Raw genomic sequence first — 15,259 nt, forward strand, 5'->3', positions numbered from 1 at the left:
GCACTCTCCGAGTGAGAGTGACAAAACTTGGATCGGGTCGGTGAGGTCCGGGGGCCGGGTGGTGCAAGGAGCCACAAGGCCCGCAGGCCGTCCGTCGCGGGCACCAGCACGGTCCTTTTGCGTTAGCCACCCCGTCCGGGAGGACCACTTCACATGGCCAAGATCATCGCGTTCGACGAGGAGGCACGGCGCGGCCTCGAGCGCGGCATGAACCAGCTCGCCGACGCCGTCAAGGTGACCCTGGGCCCCAAGGGTCGCAACGTCGTCCTCGAGAAGAAGTGGGGCGCCCCCACGATCACCAACGATGGTGTGTCCATCGCCAAGGAGATCGAGCTCGAGGACCCGTACGAGAAGATCGGCGCCGAGCTGGTCAAGGAGGTCGCGAAGAAGACGGACGACGTCGCCGGTGACGGCACGACGACCGCGACCGTCCTGGCCCAGGCGCTCGTTCGCGAAGGCCTTCGCAACGTAGCCGCCGGCGCCAACCCGATGGCCCTCAAGCGCGGCATCGAGCGCGCCACCGAGGCCGTCTCCGCCGCCCTGCTCGAGCAGGCCAAGGAGGTGGAGACCAAGGAGCAGATCGCCTCCACCGCCTCCATCTCGGCCGCCGACACCCAGATCGGCGAGCTCATCGCCGAGGCCATGGACAAGGTCGGCAAGGAAGGCGTCATCACCGTCGAGGAGTCCCAGACCTTCGGTCTGGAGCTCGAGCTCACCGAGGGTATGCGCTTCGACAAGGGCTACATCTCGGCGTACTTCGCCACCGACATGGAGCGTATGGAGGCCTCGCTCGAGGACCCGTACATCCTGATCGTCAACTCGAAGATCGGCAACGTGAAGGACCTCCTTCCGCTGCTCGAGAAGGTCATGCAGTCCGGCAAGCCGCTGCTGATCATCGCCGAGGACGTCGAGGGCGAGGCCCTGTCGACCCTGGTCGTCAACAAGATCCGTGGCACCTTCAAGTCCGTCGCCGTCAAGGCCCCGGGCTTCGGTGACCGTCGCAAGGCCATGCTCGGCGACATCGCCATCCTCACGGGCGGCACCGTCATCTCCGAGGAGGTCGGCCTCAAGCTGGAGAACGCCGGTCTCGACCTGCTCGGCCGTGCCCGCAAGGTCGTCATCACCAAGGACGAGACGACGATCGTCGACGGCTCCGGTGAGAGCGACCAGGTCCAGGGTCGCGTCAACCAGATCCGTGCCGAGATCGAGAACAGCGACTCGGACTACGACCGCGAGAAGCTCCAGGAGCGCCTCGCCAAGCTCGCCGGCGGCGTGGCCGTCATCAAGGCGGGCGCGGCCACCGAGGTCGAGCTCAAGGAGCGCAAGCACCGCATCGAGGACGCCGTTCGCAACGCGAAGGCGGCCGTCGAAGAGGGCATCGTCGCCGGTGGTGGCGTGGCCCTCCTCCAGGCCTCCGCGGTGTTCGAGAAGCTGGAGCTCGAGGGTGACGAGGCGACCGGCGCCAACGCCGTGAAGCTCGCGCTCGAGGCCCCGCTCAAGCAGATCGCCGTCAACGGTGGTCTCGAGGGTGGCGTCGTCGTGGAGAAGGTGCGCAACCTGACCGTCGGTCACGGTCTGAACGCCGCCACGGGTGACTACGTCGACATGATCGCCGAGGGCATCATCGACCCGGCGAAGGTCACGCGCTCTGCCCTGCAGAACGCCGCGTCCATCGCCGCGCTGTTCCTCACCACCGAGGCCGTCATCGCCGACAAGCCGGAGAAGGCCGGCGCTGCGCCGGCCGGCGGCGGCATGCCGGGCGGTGACATGGACTTCTGAGCCGCTCGCGGTTCAGCCCGTCCGTAACCCCGAGGGCGGCACCGACTCTTCACGAGTCGGTGCCGCCCTCGGGGCGTTTTAGGCCTGGTGGCGACAGGTCTAAGCGGTCTTGACGGAGCCGCCGTCGATGAGGTGGTCGGTGCCCGTCGTCGCGGCGGCGAGCGGGGACGCCAGATACGTGACCAGAGTCGCGACCTCTTCCGGTTCGACGAGCCGACCGATGAGCATGCCCATGGCCGCGGGCAACCCGGCCAGGAGGTCGGCGTGGGGGACGCCCATGGCGGCCGCGAGTCCGGCGCCGTAACCCGTGGGGCTCTCCCACATGGCGGTGCGGACCGGGCCCGGAGAGACGGTGTTCACCCGGACCCCTTGTGAGCCGAACTCCTCCGCCAGTGCCTTGCCGAACGCGGTGAGCGCGGCCTTGGCGGTGGTGTACGGGACGGGGCCGCCGTGCGGGACGCGCGCGCCGATCGAGGAGACGTTGACGATCGCGCCGCGGGCGGCCAGCAGTGCGGGCAGTGCGGCGCGGGTGACGCGGACGGTGGCAAAGAAGTTCAGGTCGGTCACCTGTGCCCACTGGGCGTCGGTCAGATCGAGGAAGCCGCCGCTCAGGTCTCCGTCGCCGCCGCCGATGTTGTTGACCAGGATGTCGATTCCGCCCAGCTCGGCCACGGCCTCGGTCACCAGTCGCTCGGCGCCGGCCGGATCGGACAGGTCCACCGTCACCGGTATCGCCCCGGCCGCCTTCCACTCCGGGGCCGCGGTGCGCGCGGCGGCGACCACGCGTACGCCTTCGGCGGCCAGGGCCTGGACGACAGCGAGCCCGATCCCTCGGCCCGCTCCTGTGACGAGGGCGGTCTTGCCGTTCAGGTGCAGGTTCATGACGCTTCCCCTTGCTCGGCATGTGCAACTCGGCTGATGCGTCGAACATAGAACATGCATCACCAATGTCGCAAGTAGTCGCCAAGCTGCCACATTGGCGTACTCTCGTGGGGTCTCCCCTCCGGAAGGAATCGCTCGCCATGCCGCAGCCCGCCTCCGCGAAACCTCTTCGTGCCGACACCGAGCGGACCGTGCGCGCGATCCTCGAAGCGGCCGAGCGGGTACTGGCCGTGAATCCGGCGGCGACGATGGAGCAGATCGCCGAGGCCGCCGGAGTCGCGCGGACCACCGTCCATCGGCGGTTCGCCTCCCGGGAGGCGCTGATCAGGGCGCTGGCGGCCTGGGCGACACAGCGATTCCACGAGGCCGTCGAAGCGGCGCGCCCTGAGACGGCGCCGCCCTCCGTCGCGCTCTATCAGGTCACCGCGAACGTGCTGCGGGTGAAGGTCAGTTGGGGCTTCGCGATGGGCGCCCTGCCCACCGACGATCCCGAGGTCGCGCGCGTCCACGCCGACGTGATGACCCGCTGCGCGCGGCTGTTCGCCCGCGCCAGGGACGCCGGACTGTTGCGGCCCGACGCCGACCTGGACTGGGCGCGAACCGTGTATTACGCCCTCATCCACGAGGCCGCGGTTCAGTCCCCGGAGACCGACGCGGCCGTGGACGCCCTTGCCACGCGGGTCGTGGATACGTTGCTGCACGGCGTGGGCACGCCGGCGTCCGGCTGACGCGGGTGGGCGTCAGGCGTAGTCCTTGAGCCTCTCGGTTTCGAGGGTGATGGTGACCGGGGCGGGGAGGCGGACCGTCGCTCCGTAGTGGTACGGGCGGCGGTTCTGGTAGACGCCGTTCTCGGGGGAGCTGTGGACGACGACCGTGTCGTTGTCGCGGTCGACGAGGAGGTAGACGGGGATGTCCGCGTAGGCGTAGGCGCGGGGCTTCTCCTGGCGGTCGCGGCGGTCGGCGTCGCGGTCCTTGGAGGTGACTTCGACAGCCATGAGGACGCCGTCGGGGGAGGCCCACTCGTCCTGTCCGGCGAAGTAGTCGATGGCGGTCAGGGTGCCGTCCGGCTTGATGCAGCCCTTTCTGTACGTGTCGATCCGCAGGCCCTGCTCGGGATGCAGCGCCAGTTCGGGGCGCTGCATCATGCACTGGCGGATCAGCCACATGATGATCGAACCGTGGTCGCCGTCCGACATGGGCTTGACCGCTGGCTTTCCGTTGAGGAGTTCCAAGGTCACCGTCTCGGGGGCGACGCGGGCCAGTTCCTCGAAGTCCTCGACGTCGATGGGGCCGTGTTTCACGAGCAGCCGTCCGTTCAGGAATTCGAGCTTGTTGCGCAGAGTCTCCGGAGCCTTTCGGTTCAGCTCCTCGAAGTCCTCGATGCTCATCTGAGGGCGGTCGGCGGTGCCAGGGGTCATGGATGTGCCTCCTCGCCTCCATCGTGCCCCGGATGTACGGGTCCGGATCGTCGGCGCGGTCACACGCGTGCCCTTTCGGAGCGGGGGAGCATTGTCGCGCGGGCCTGGGCGGCGCGGGCGCGGACGGCTTCCGGGGTGAGTGGGCCCGCGGGCGGGTAGGCGGGGCGGGCGCCGCTGCAAGGGGTGCAGAAGCCGCCCGGCAGGGCCTCGGGGCGGCCGGGTGTGCCGCATTTCGCGCACTCGATGAGGCGTAGGACCGGGCGGTTCGCAGGTGGTGGGGGTGGCGGGGGAAGTTTGTCGGTCAGGCGGCGGCGCAGCAGTGCGGCCGGGCTGTGCACGGGTGTGGGGAGCCCGGCCGTCAGCGCGTGCAGCAGGGTGTCCTCGGTGGCGCCCCGCTCGAACCAGCGCTCCACATCTGGCGCGAGCCGGTCGCACTCGGCGGCTGACAGGGCCAGCGACGGCGCCGTGCGGCCGAGGGCGGTGAGGAGGAGCAGCGCGCGGCTGCGGGTGGGGCGTGGAGGTGGTTCTTCGGGCGGCGCGTCCCGGCCCGTCTCCGGTACATCGCCCCTGACGTACGCCGTCCACCACGTGTCGCCCCGCGCCGTGCGGGAGAACCAGGTGCGCGTCACCCAGCGTGCGCTCCCGGAGCCCTGCACGTGTTCGCGGCCGCGTCTCAAGTGACCGGCCCGGTGCAGGTTGTTGAGGGCGGTACGCATCGCCGCCTGCCCGTACGGGAGGTGGTTGGCGAGCGTCTTCACCGAGATGTCCGAGCCGTCGGGCAGCCGGTCGATGTATCCGGCGATGTACGCCTCGCGGGCGGGAAGGTCCGCGAAGTCGGCGCTGGTTCGGGGGAGTTGATCCGGTGCGGAGCGCTTGCCGTAGCCCGGGTTCGCCTCGGGGTGGAGCGGGGTGGGCGATGCTGCGTGCGTCGGGGCGGGGGCAGCACTAGAGTTGGCGTCAGCCACGAGATCTCCCTGGTTGGGATCTTGATGGACAGGCCCTCGCAGGTGTTGGCGCACCGGCGGGGGCCGTTCGTATATCGGGCACGCTAGAGCGCGATTACCCTCCGTGGCAAACCGGTGTCAGAAAGTGTCCGGTATTGCCGAGCGCACTTGTCGGCTTCGCCAACTCGCAGGGAGGGAGGGTGGGTTGAGACTCACCTCCCAATCCTTGAAAGCAGGGCTCGGGTCTCGGGGCTTGAGCCTCGGGGCGTTGGTTACGGGGTGCGGTGCAGGTCGGCGATGAACGCGGACCAGGTCTCTGCCCGGAGCGCGAGCTTCGGGCCGGTGGGGTTCTTGGAGTCCCGGACGGGGACGATGCCCGTCATTGGCGTGCGGGCGTCGGCGACTTCGAGGCAGTTGTTGCCCTCGCCGCCGCTGTAGCTGGACTTGCGCCAGCTCCGGGCGGCGTCGTCGTCCGGGTCGTACTCAGGGGTGTGGTTCCTCATGGGCGTAATCCTGCGCCACGGAGTCGAGCAGAGCCAGGGACTGTTTCGGGGTGAGCGCGTTGGCCCTGAGCAGGTCGTAGGACAGTTGGTGGCGGGTGACGGTGGCCGGATCGTCCAACAGGCGTCCTGTTGCGGGGGCTTCGATCAGGGTGAGTGGCGGTGCGTCCTCGAAGTACATGAGCTTGAGTGATCCGTGCAGCGACGCGTGGCCGCCCGCCGCGAACGGGAGGACCTGGACAACTGCCCGGCGTCTGCGGACCAGGTCGGCGATGTGGCGCAGGTTCGCGGCGATCACCGCGGGGCCACCGACCGGTCGGCGCAGCGCAGCCTCGTCCAGGACCGCCCACAACAACGGGGTTGTTGGATTGTCGAAGAGGCGGGCGCGCTCGACGCGGGCCGACAAAAGCTTGTCGATCACTTCGTCCGGTGCCGTGGGCTGGTAGTCGAGGAATACCGCGCGGGCGTAGTCCGGTGTCTGGAGGAGTCCGGGGATGAGCATCGCCCCGTACTCCATGATCGTGGTGGCCAGCGCCTCCGCCTCGGCCGCTTCGGCAAAGTGCTCCGGGTGCTTCGACCTGTTCGCCTTCTCGCAGTTGCGGGTGAAGAAGCCGCCCGTGTTCAGCTGCTCGTCGAGGCATTTCGCCATGTCCGGCAGGATGCGCCGCGTCCCCGCTTCCATCTGGCCGACGTACGAGCCGCTGACGAACAGCAGCTCACCCAGGGACTGCTGAGTGAGGTTCGCTCTCTCGCGGGCGTGGCGCAGTTCTTCGCCGATCATGACGCGGCGGGATGACGGGTCGAGGTCCTTCGGTCCGGTCACGTGCATCAACTCCCGGTCCAGCAGCGACGTCTGTTGGGCCGCTGCCCCTGGCCAGCGTAGAGCCGGACCGGTCACTCTGAGTGGCGAAAGCGGAACTCGGAGTGGAGGAGTGCGTGATGGTCGTGCGGGACGCGGAGCGGTTGCGGGTGGTCGAGGACGTGGTCGCTCAACTGCGGGCGGAGACCGGAGTGTTGGGCATCGTGCTGCCGTCACTGAGGGTCGACCCGGTGTCGGCCGCCGGTGAGGTCGGGTATCCGCTCGTCGACCTCGGGTGCGTGAACTTCGATACGGCGATGCGGATCGTCGCCGTACTGCATGAGGGGAGGCGCGGGGCGTGAGTGTTCGGGCAGCCGAATCCGCGCCCGTGGCGGGGGAGCTTCGGGCGCGGATTCGGTCGACCGGAGGGGACGGGTCAGGCCGAGGACTGCTCGGAGAAGCTCTGCCAGGTGTTGCGGCCCGCGCGCGTGGCGCTTGTGGCTGCTGCCTGTGCCTGGTGGAGGGTGCGGGCGGCCAGTTCGGACGGGGGGACGTCCCAGCTGCCGGTCCAGCTGCGGCCCGCGCGGGCCAGTTCGTAGACGAGGACGCCGACGCCCGCCATCGCGGTCAGCGTACCGATGCCGGTGAGTACGGCACCGGCTCCGAGGCGGCGCCGGTCCGGGCGGAACTCGGTCCAGGAGATCTTCGAAAGGGTGCTGTCAGCCATGCGCTCAGGATGCGGGAGGGCCGGGCGGGGCGCATGCGGAGCGGGGCCGGGTGAGCGGCCGGCCACAGTGACGCGCTCCTCTCAGCCCAAGAAGGGGCCGGCCAGCTCAAGCACCTGGGCGTACGGCATGGGTACGGTCACCTCGACAGGGCTGCCGTGGTGGGACAGGTTCAAGGTGACGGTGGTCCGGGGGCCGCCCAGGTTCAGGTCCGTCCGGGTGCGTACGAGGTGTCCCTTGTCGTCGATCCAGGCTTCGGCGAAGACCACGACTTCCGCACCGAGGGTGTCACGCGTGCGGTCCATCTCGTCGCGGAGGTCGGGGGACATGCGGCGGGTCAGGGCGGCATGGTCGAGCATGCCCCGGTAGCGCGTGGTCCGGACGCCCTCGATGGTCTCCTTGCCCTCCTCGGTGACCATGCGCATCGCGGCGATCTGCTGGAGCAGATACTCGGGGTCGTTGACCGGGGCGCGGAGTACGGCGTGGGAGACGGCATTGTGGCGCGGCATCGTGGCCCAGACGCCTTCGTCGACGTCGGGGAGGTCGCTCACGTAGACCTGGCCGTTGGCGAAGACCTCTTGAAGGGTGTTCTTTCCGGGTTTCTTCGGCATGCGCACCCGCAGTGTGCCCCGGTCGTCGGCCAGGTCGAAGCGGCCCGTGACGTCGAGTACGTACGTCTGGCCCTCGCCGTCGGATGTCTCGATCTTCTGCCGGGTGTCGACCGACGTCGCGCGGGTGGCTTTGACGGCGGCGCGGACGGTTGCAGCGTGATCGGCGGGGGCCTCGGCCGAGCTGTTCTTCCCCGCGTCGGACCGCGGTCCCGCCGAGCAAGCGGTGCACAGGGCGGCGGCGGTCGCGAGGGCGGCGATCAGGGGCAGGGCGGTGGCGCGCATGAAGGACGTGCTCCGGTCGTCGAGCGGCCGAAGAATGTGTGCAGCCTGTGAAAGCGAGTCGGTGCTCGAACTATATGGCGGGGCGTGGGCCTCGGTCACCGGGCCGGTGACCCGAGAAAGACGCCGCTCGTTGGGAGGGCATGACGAACAGCCTGCGTATGCGTGTAACGACGACGGTCCTGGCCGTGGCGGCCCTGGCAGGGGCGGGGGCCCCTGTGGCGGCCGCTGCCGATCGTGATCCGGTTCCGGGCTCCGGCACCGTGATCATGTCGAATGAGGAGTGGGAGGCGTGGCAGCGGATGAGCGATCTGCTGGGAGTGCCTCAGGAGTCGGGTGTGTACTACCTCGGTTCCTACGAGCCGCTCCGCTAGTTCGTACGTACGTGAAAGGGCGGCGCCCCATGTCGTGGGGTGCCGCCCTTCGTGGTGACCGGGGTCAGACCTTTGCCGGTTCCTTCGGCTCCGGGGCCGGAGCCGCCGGGTTGGCCTCGGCGTGGGCCTCCGGGGATTCGCCCGCGTCCACGTCCTGGTTGAACTCGACGAGCATGTCCTGCGTGAAGCCGAAGTAGTACGTCGCCAGGAAGCCGACGATGTAGCCGACCAGCAGGCCGCCCAGGTAGACCGCGCAGGTCACGCCCAGGCCCTTGTTGCCGTCGAGGAGCGGGAACAGGGCCCAGCCGGACGGGCCGATGGCCGTCGAACCGACCTGGGTGCCGAGCATCGAGAAGAGGCCGATGAACGCGCCGCCCGCCGCGCCGCCGACGCACGCCGTGATGAAGGGGCGGCCGAGGGGGAGCGAGACACCGTAGATGAGGGGTTCGCCCACACCCAGGAAGCCCGCGGGGAGTGCCGACTTGATGGTCTTGCGGATCGACTTGTTGTGCTTGAGCTTCTTGAAGACGGCGATCGCCGCGCCGACCTGGCCCGCGCCCGCCATCGCCAGGATGGGGAGCAGGACCGTGTAGCCCTGCTGCTCGATCAGGGTGGTGTGGATCGGGATCAGGGCCTGGTGGAGGCCCAGCATCACGAGGGGGAGGAAGAGGCCGCCGAGGACGGCGCCGGCGAAGATGCCGGTGTTCTCCAGGAGCCAGTTGGCGCCCGTGCCGATCGCGGTGGAGACCTCACCCGCCACGAACATCAGGCCGAAGATCGTGACCAGGCCGGAGATGAGGATGGTGAGGGTGGGGGTGACCAGGACGTCGAGCGACTCCGGGACCCACTTGCGGCACCACTTCTCGATGTAGACCGCGAGCACCGCCGCGCCGAGCGCGCCGAGGACGCCACCCTGGCCGGGGGAGAGCTTGTGCCCGAACGCGGAGATCTCGGCGACGCCCGGGTAGACGATGATCGCTGCGACCGCGCCGCCGATGATCGGCGTACCGCCGAACTCCTTCGCCGTGTTGTAGCCGACGAAGACGGCGATCAGGGCCATGAAGCCGGAGGCGATCGCGGCGAGCGCCGGGGTGACCGACGGCAGCCAGCCCAGGTTGATCATCAGGCCGTTGAGGCCGGCGATGATGCCGCAGCCGATCAGGGCCGGGATCAGCGGCACGAAGATGTTGGCGATCTTGCGCAGGAACAGCTTGAACGGGGTGGCGTTCTTCGCCTTCTGCTGCGCCTTGAGCGCCGCGCCCTGGGCGGCGAGGTCGTCGGCGCCGCGGCCGCCGGCATCGGCGGGGGCGGGTGCGGGTGCCGGGGCGGCGGCCTTGCCCTCCTCCACCAGGGACTCGAACTCGGGGGTGACCCGGGCGACCTTCCCCGGCCCGAGGACGATCTGGTACGTGTCGTCCTCCACGACGCCCATGACGTCGGGAAGCGCCTTGAGCGCCTCGTCCTGGACGAGCGAACGGTCCGCGAGACCCAGCCGGAGGCGGGTCATGCAGTGGACCACGGAGGTGACGTTCGCTGCGCCGCCGACGAGCGGGAGGATCGCGGCGGCGACGGCGCGGTTCTTGTTCTCGGCGTTATCGGCCATGGTGCGTCTTGCCTTGCTGTGCAGGTGGTGCTCGGGGACGGGTGGGCGCGGGGGAGTTACTTGGTGGCGGCGGCCGCGAGCGCGGCGCGCAGGTGGCCGTCGGACTCCGTGAGGAGCCGGTCGGCGGTGGGGCCGTCGACGTCGCCGAGGACGACGAGGATGGCGCTCTTGACCTCGCCGTCGGTCGCGGCGAGCGCGGCCTCGATGGCGGCGTCGTCGGCGCCGGTGGCGAGGGAGACGATGCGGCGGGAGCGGGCCCGCAGCTTCTCGTTCGACGCGCGTACGTCGACCATGAGGTTTCCGTACGTCTTGCCGAGCCGGATCATGGAGATCGTCGACAGCATGTTGAGCACGAGCTTCTGGGCCGTGCCCGCCTTCAGGCGGGTGGAGCCGGTGAGCAGCTCGGGGCCGACGACGACCTCGATGCCGTGGTCCGCGGCGGCGGCGAGGGCGCTGTCCGCGTTGCAGGACAGGCCGACGGTGAGCGCGCCGTAGCGGGCGCGGGCGTGCTCGACGGCGCCGATCGCGTACGGGGTGCGGCCCGAGGCCGAGATGCCGACGACGATGTCGTTCTCGGTGAGGTCGATGCCGTCCAGGTCGGCGGCCGCGAGCTCCTTGGAGTCCTCGGCGCCCTCGACGGCCTTGACCATGGCGGACGGGCCGCCCGCGATCAGGCCGACGACCTGGCCGTCCCACGTGTTGAAGGTGGGCGGGCACTCGGAGGCGTCGAGGACGCCCATCCGGCCGGCGGTGCCGGCGCCCGCGTAGACGAGGCGGCCGCCGCGGGCCATGCGGTCGGCGATGCCGTCGATCGCGGCGGAGATCTGGGGGAGCTGGGCCGCTACCGCGGTGGGGACGGTGGCGTCCTCGCCGTTCATCAGCTTCGCGATCTCCAGCGTGGAGAGCTGGTCGATCTCGGCGAGCTCCGGGCGGAATGCCTCCGTCGTGAGCGTGGCCAGTTGGGCGCGGAGGTCGGCGTAGGTGGCGTCGGGGGTGGCGGTCATCGTGACAGTGCGGCTCTCTGTGCGAGGGGCGGGGCGGGTTCTGGTTGCGCGGCGGCGGGGTTGCGGTCGCGGGGCTCTGCCCCGGACCCCGCGCCTCAATCGCCGGCGGGGCTTGATAGATCGAGTCCGGCGGGACTTGATATTTCAAGCCCCTGCGGCGATTGAGCAGCGGGGTCCGGGGCGGAGCCCCGTGGCGGGGGACCGGGTGGCGGTCACTGGCGGCCGCCCCGCGGAGTGGTCTGGTGGCGGTGGGCCAGGGCCTCGTACGAGGCCGAGAGGGCCGGCGCCGCCGTCTCGTACGTGCGTTGGGCTATGCCCACGAACAGGCAGTCCACGACCAGGAGCTGGCTCGTGCGGGAGGACATCGCCGCGGGGCGCAGCTCGCTCTCCCGGGCGATGGACGTCGTCAGTATGTGGTCGGCGTACTGCGAGACCGGGCTGCCGGGGCGGCCGGTGATCGCGATCGTGGTGGCGCCGTGCTCGAAGGCGACCCGCAGCGGCTCGATCACGTCGCCGGTGGTGCCGGAGTGCGTGATCGCCACCGCCACGTCCCCGGAGCGGAGCGTCACCGCGTTGTGGACGGCCAGGTGCGGGTCGGAGTGCGCGTACGCGTGCCGCCCGATGCGCAGCAGCTTCTGCGCGAGGTCCTGGGCCACGAGGCCGGAGGCCGCCATGCCGTAGATCTCGACGCGGCCCGCGCCCGCCATGGCGGTCACGGCGGCGCCGAGCTGCGTGGTGTCGAGTGCGGCCGCGGTGTCGGCGAGGGTCTGCTGCTCGTCGTAGGCGAGCTTGGCGACGACGTCGGTCAGCGGGTCGTCCACGGCGATGTCCGCGGTGACGGCGGGCGCCCGGCCCGACTGCTGCTGGGCGGCGAGGCCGGCGAGCGCCAGGCGCAGGTCCCGGTAGCCGGGGTAGCCGAGGATGCGGGCGGTGCGGACGACCGTGGCCTCGCTGGTGCCGGTGAGCTCGGCGAGTCCGGTGACGGTCAGGGCGGCGCAGCCGGCCGGGTCCCCGGCGACCGCCTCGGCGACGCGCTGCATGGAGCGGGTCATGGACGGGGCGAGGGTGCGGACCTTGGCGGCGAGGGCCGCGGGGGCCGGCGGCGCGTCCCTGGCGAAACTTTCCTTCACGTCATTGCTCACATGATGAAAGATATTTTCGGAGGCGGGTCGGGTCAAGGGTCCTTCGGCCCGGGGCGGGGGACGTGAGGCCGGGGTTGCGGGCGCGGGGCTCCATATGGGCAATCGCCGGACGGGCTCCACATGCACAATTGAGGGCATGGACACCATCAGCCCACTGGAGCAGGCCCTGCACGCGGCCCGCGCGCTCGTGCTCGCGGATCTGAAGGCGGGGGACGTCGCGGATTCGGACATCGTCTCGCTGGTGGAGGAGTCGATCGTCTCGCGGCGCTGGTGGGTGGAGCAGTGGCCGGAGGGCGTCGAGTTCGTGATCGGGCTCGTCGCTCAGGACGTCAAGGACGGGATCCTGGAGCGGCACGGGCGCTGGCCGCTGTGCCCGGTGTGCGGACCCGGATCGAGCGCCGAGGCCCCGCACGCGCTGGACGTCGAGCCGGAGCTGGGCGCGGACCCGCACTGGGTGTGCTCCGAGGCGGGCGTCACCGTGGCGCCGGTCGGTGCCCTCGGGTCGGTGACGGGGTGACGGTCTCTTGACGGTCTACATAGATCCGCCGACCTGGCCGGGGCACGACCGTATGTGGTCGCACCTGGTCAGCGACGTCTCGTACGACGAACTCCACGCGTTCGCCGAGAAGTTGGGCGTTCCGCCGCGCGCCTTCGAGCGCGATCATTACGACCTCCCGTCGCACCGGTACGTGGACGCGGTGCGCGCGGGAGCGGTCGAGATCGGCTCGAAGGAGCTGGTGCGCAGGCTTACGGACGCGGGCCTGCGGAGGCCGAAGGGACGGCCGGCGTGATATCAAGCCCCGCCGGCGTTTGAGGCGCGGGGTCCGGGGCGGAGCCCCGCGGCGTCGGGCACGGTCCCGGAACCTGTGACGACCTTCGACGCCGTGCGCCGTTGCAGCCGCAGGGATGCCACCGTCGCGGCGAGGGCCACCACCGTCATCGCCGCGCCGGCCCAGGCGGTCGCCGGGTAGCCGAGGTCCGCGTCGATGACCGTGCCGCCGAGCCAGGGGCCGCCCGTGTTGCCCAGGTTGAAGGCGGCGGTCGTGGTGGCGCCCGCCAGGGTGGGGGCGGCGCCCGCGACGTTGAACATCCAGGCGTTGAGGGCCGGCGCCGTGTAGAAGGCGGAGAAGCCGAGCAGGAACGACAGGGTCACCGCCGCGACCGCGAAGTGGCCGAGCAGGGCGAGCGCCGCGAGGAAGACCGTGGACGCCGTGATGCCGGTCAGCAGCACCCCGAAGAGGTGCGCGTCGGCGATCCGCCCGCCCAGCGTCGTACCGGCGAGCGCGCCGAACCCGAACAGGGCGAGCACGGCCGGGACCCAGCCCTCGGGCAGGCCCGCGACGTCCGTCAGGAGCGGCGAGAGATAGCTGAACGCGCAGAAGACGCCGCCCGCGGCGAGCGCGGTGACGGCGATGGACAGCCACACCTGGCGGTCGGCGTAGATGCTCAACTCCCGCTTCAGGCGCGGCCGTTCGGCAGGAAGCGGGATCTTCGGCACGAGGGTCACGATGCCGACGAGGGCGATCGCGGAGGCGGCGCCCACCGCCCAGAACGCCGCGCGCCAGCCGAGCCCCTCACCGAGGAACGCGCCCGCCGGGACACCGAGCACGTTCGCGATCGACAGGCCGCCGATCATCACGGCCATGGCGCGGGCCCGCTGGTTCACCGGCACCATCGCGATGGCGACCGCCGCGCCGACCGCCCAGAAGCCGGCGCAGGCGAGGGCCGAGACGACGCGGGACGCGAACAGGATCTCGTAGGTCGGGGCGAGCGCGCCCGCGATCTGGCCCAGGCCGAACACCGTGATGAGCGAGATCAGGGTGGTCCGGCGCGGCAGGCGCAGCGTCGCCACGGCGAGCAGCGGGGCGCCGACCACCATGCCGATCGCGAAGGCCGAGATCAGCAGCCCGGCCTGCGGGATCGTGACGTCCATGTCGTCGGCGACCGCGGGGAGGATGCCGGAGAGCATGAACTCGCTGGTCCCGAGGGCGAAGACGCTGAGGCCGAGGATGTAGACGGCCAGGGGCATGCGGGTGGGATTGCGGGTGCGGGCGTTCGAGCGGAGGTCCGGGGAGTCTGGACTGGGCTGTGGGGACATGTAAGGAGCCAACCGGGGGGTGACGAGTGGCATTCCCGGACCGACGGGTCGTGGCACATCGTTCGTACGCCGTTCATACGCACTGCCACACGCACTGCTCCGCGACGGGTCAGGGAGTCAGCAGATCCAGTTCCGCCGTCAGGTTCTCGCGGGCCGCGGACTCCCAGAGGGACCTGCCGTGCGGGGTCCTGAACAGCCGCGGCAGGTCGAGGAGTTGGCGCAGCACCCCGGCCCGACCCTCGCGGAACGCCTCGTCCGGCACGAAGGCGTACTCCGCGCGAACGGCCTTGGTGTACGCGGCGTAGGCGGGTGCGGGCGCGGCCAGGATCGCCAGGTCGGCATCGCACAGCGTCTCGCCGTCGGTGTCGTCGTCGGCCGGGTCGTGGGTGACGGTGAGGCGGACGAGGCGGGCCACCGCGGCGACGTCCTCGGGCACCAACCCGGCCTCCGCCAGGGCGCGCTCGGCCAGGGCCGCGGACCGCTCCTCGTTCTCCGAGCGCTCGGGCCGGTACACCGCGTCGTGGAACCAGGCCGCGAGCCGTACGAGCTCGGGCCGCTCCGCGTGCTCCTCCAGCACGTCGATGTGGTCGAGCACCGCCGCGAGATGCTCGACCGTGTGGTACTTCCGCTGCGGCTCGGACCACCGGGCCAGAAGATTGTCGGCATACGGATACGGGTCGGCGCCTGCGTCTGATGTAGCCGCGCGCAGGGTGCGGGCCCAACGCTCGCGCAGGTCCGGGTCGGCCGTGGGGGCGTCGTGCTGCGTCATGGGTCCGACCCTAGCTCCGTCCGCATAAGCCCCTGCGGCGATTGAGCAGCGGGGCCCGGGGCGGAGCCCCGAGGCGTCAACGCCGGTTCGGCAAAATCAGCCCCGCCGGCGATTGAGGCGCGGGGTCCGGGGCGGAGCCCCGTGGCGTAGGCCCGGTCGACCGGGCCAAAAACCCGTTGGCCCCCGCCGGTAGGCGTCCCGTACACTCGCCGCTCTTCCCCGCCTCCCCGCGCCGAGCCCTCCCGCCGGCCCGGCAGAAGCGCCGCCGACCGGACGGAAACCGGCCGGGAACGTTGTACACGCGTACCTGGATCCGGAGGCAGAACCCCGTG

Annotated in this window: 18 protein-coding genes; 6 read left to right on the forward strand and 12 right to left on the reverse strand. The window is 70.7% G+C overall.

The annotated features are described in order from the left end of the window. Positions 1-153 precede the first annotated feature (153 nt). Positions 154-1,779 (forward strand): chaperonin GroEL, encoded by a 1,626-nt coding sequence (groL, locus tag OHA73_RS24370; protein WP_266712587.1) that lies wholly within the window; start codon positions 154-156, stop codon positions 1,777-1,779. 99 nt (positions 1,780-1,878) lie between these two features. Here groL and OHA73_RS24375 read toward each other — a convergent pair whose 3' ends face one another. After that, on the reverse strand, positions 1,879-2,661 hold the full coding sequence (locus tag OHA73_RS24375) for an SDR family NAD(P)-dependent oxidoreductase (protein WP_266712588.1): 783 nt from the start codon (positions 2,659-2,661) through the stop codon (positions 1,879-1,881). Between the two features lie 140 nt (positions 2,662-2,801). On the opposite strand from OHA73_RS24375, the gene OHA73_RS24380 reads away from it, so the two are divergent. Next, positions 2,802-3,389, forward strand: coding sequence for a TetR/AcrR family transcriptional regulator (locus OHA73_RS24380; protein WP_267069655.1), 588 nt, complete (start codon positions 2,802-2,804; stop codon positions 3,387-3,389). A 12-nt stretch (positions 3,390-3,401) separates the two neighbouring features. Here OHA73_RS24380 and OHA73_RS24385 read toward each other — a convergent pair whose 3' ends face one another. The 4 genes from OHA73_RS24385 to OHA73_RS24400 all read right to left on the reverse strand — a co-directional run bounded on the left by OHA73_RS24385 (position 3,402) and on the right by OHA73_RS24400 (position 6,346). Continuing rightward, positions 3,402-4,079 (reverse strand): Uma2 family endonuclease, encoded by a 678-nt coding sequence (locus OHA73_RS24385; protein WP_327656123.1) that lies wholly within the window; start codon positions 4,077-4,079, stop codon positions 3,402-3,404. Positions 4,080-4,138: 59 nt separating this feature from the next. Next, complete coding sequence (locus tag OHA73_RS24390; protein ID WP_327656124.1) at positions 4,139-5,044, reverse strand: hypothetical protein; 906 nt, start codon at positions 5,042-5,044, stop codon at positions 4,139-4,141. A 251-nt stretch (positions 5,045-5,295) separates the two neighbouring features. After that, positions 5,296-5,526: a DUF397 domain-containing protein gene (locus tag OHA73_RS24395; RefSeq protein WP_266712592.1), complete on the reverse strand. Its 231-nt coding sequence runs from the start codon at positions 5,524-5,526 to the stop codon at positions 5,296-5,298. Further along, positions 5,507-6,346: a helix-turn-helix domain-containing protein gene (locus OHA73_RS24400; protein WP_327656125.1), complete on the reverse strand. Its 840-nt coding sequence runs from the start codon at positions 6,344-6,346 to the stop codon at positions 5,507-5,509. The genes OHA73_RS24395 and OHA73_RS24400 overlap by 20 nt, the downstream gene beginning before the upstream one ends. Before the next feature lie 116 nt (positions 6,347-6,462). Between OHA73_RS24400 and OHA73_RS24405 the strand changes: the two genes are divergently transcribed. Next, positions 6,463-6,684: a hypothetical protein gene (locus OHA73_RS24405; RefSeq protein WP_327656126.1), complete on the forward strand. Its 222-nt coding sequence runs from the start codon at positions 6,463-6,465 to the stop codon at positions 6,682-6,684. 74 nt (positions 6,685-6,758) lie between these two features. Here the strand turns inward: OHA73_RS24405 and OHA73_RS24410 are convergent, their stop codons facing one another. After that, positions 6,759-7,049 carry a hypothetical protein gene (locus tag OHA73_RS24410; RefSeq protein ID WP_267069651.1) on the reverse strand — a complete coding sequence of 97 codons (291 nt, stop codon included), beginning with the start codon at positions 7,047-7,049 and terminating at the stop codon, positions 6,759-6,761. An 81-nt stretch (positions 7,050-7,130) separates the two neighbouring features. After that, entirely contained in the window at positions 7,131-7,940 is an 810-nt protein-coding gene (locus OHA73_RS24415; RefSeq protein ID WP_267069650.1) for an LppX_LprAFG lipoprotein, read from the reverse strand. Between the two features lie 158 nt (positions 7,941-8,098). Between OHA73_RS24415 and OHA73_RS24420 the strand changes: the two genes are divergently transcribed. Further along, entirely contained in the window at positions 8,099-8,311 is a 213-nt protein-coding gene (locus tag OHA73_RS24420; protein WP_327656127.1) for a hypothetical protein, read from the forward strand. 64 nt (positions 8,312-8,375) lie between these two features. Here the strand turns inward: OHA73_RS24420 and OHA73_RS24425 are convergent, their stop codons facing one another. From OHA73_RS24425 to OHA73_RS24435, 3 genes are all read right to left on the reverse strand, one after another. Next, entirely contained in the window at positions 8,376-9,914 is a 1,539-nt protein-coding gene (locus OHA73_RS24425) for a PTS transporter subunit EIIC (RefSeq protein ID WP_327656128.1), read from the reverse strand. A gap of 56 nt (positions 9,915-9,970) precedes the next feature. Next, a complete protein-coding gene (gene murQ / locus OHA73_RS24430) occupies positions 9,971-10,918 on the reverse strand; it encodes an N-acetylmuramic acid 6-phosphate etherase (RefSeq protein ID WP_266712602.1) in 948 nt (315 codons plus the stop codon). A gap of 212 nt (positions 10,919-11,130) precedes the next feature. Further along, positions 11,131-12,060, reverse strand: a complete 930-nt coding sequence (locus OHA73_RS24435; RefSeq protein WP_266712604.1) for a MurR/RpiR family transcriptional regulator — start codon at positions 12,058-12,060, stop codon at positions 11,131-11,133. Between the two features lie 136 nt (positions 12,061-12,196). Between OHA73_RS24435 and OHA73_RS24440 the strand changes: the two genes are divergently transcribed. Together OHA73_RS24440 and OHA73_RS24445 are read left to right on the forward strand one after the other, a co-directional pair. Further along, positions 12,197-12,577, forward strand: coding sequence for a hypothetical protein (locus OHA73_RS24440; RefSeq protein WP_266712606.1), 381 nt, complete (start codon positions 12,197-12,199; stop codon positions 12,575-12,577). 7 nt (positions 12,578-12,584) lie between these two features. Next, a complete protein-coding gene (locus tag OHA73_RS24445) occupies positions 12,585-12,851 on the forward strand; it encodes a DUF4031 domain-containing protein (RefSeq protein WP_266712608.1) in 267 nt (88 codons plus the stop codon). A 2-nt stretch (positions 12,852-12,853) separates the two neighbouring features. Here OHA73_RS24445 and OHA73_RS24450 read toward each other — a convergent pair whose 3' ends face one another. Both OHA73_RS24450 and OHA73_RS24455 read right to left on the reverse strand, forming a co-directional pair. Next, a complete protein-coding gene (locus OHA73_RS24450; protein WP_327658518.1) occupies positions 12,854-14,089 on the reverse strand; it encodes a Cmx/CmrA family chloramphenicol efflux MFS transporter in 1,236 nt (411 codons plus the stop codon). A gap of 178 nt (positions 14,090-14,267) precedes the next feature. Then, positions 14,268-14,927, reverse strand: a complete 660-nt coding sequence (locus tag OHA73_RS24455; protein WP_327656129.1) for an HD domain-containing protein — start codon at positions 14,925-14,927, stop codon at positions 14,268-14,270. Positions 14,928-15,259 lie beyond the last annotated feature (332 nt).

Source organism: Streptomyces sp. NBC_00483 (assembly GCF_036013745.1).
GTDB lineage: Bacteria > Actinomycetota > Actinomycetes > Streptomycetales > Streptomycetaceae > Streptomyces.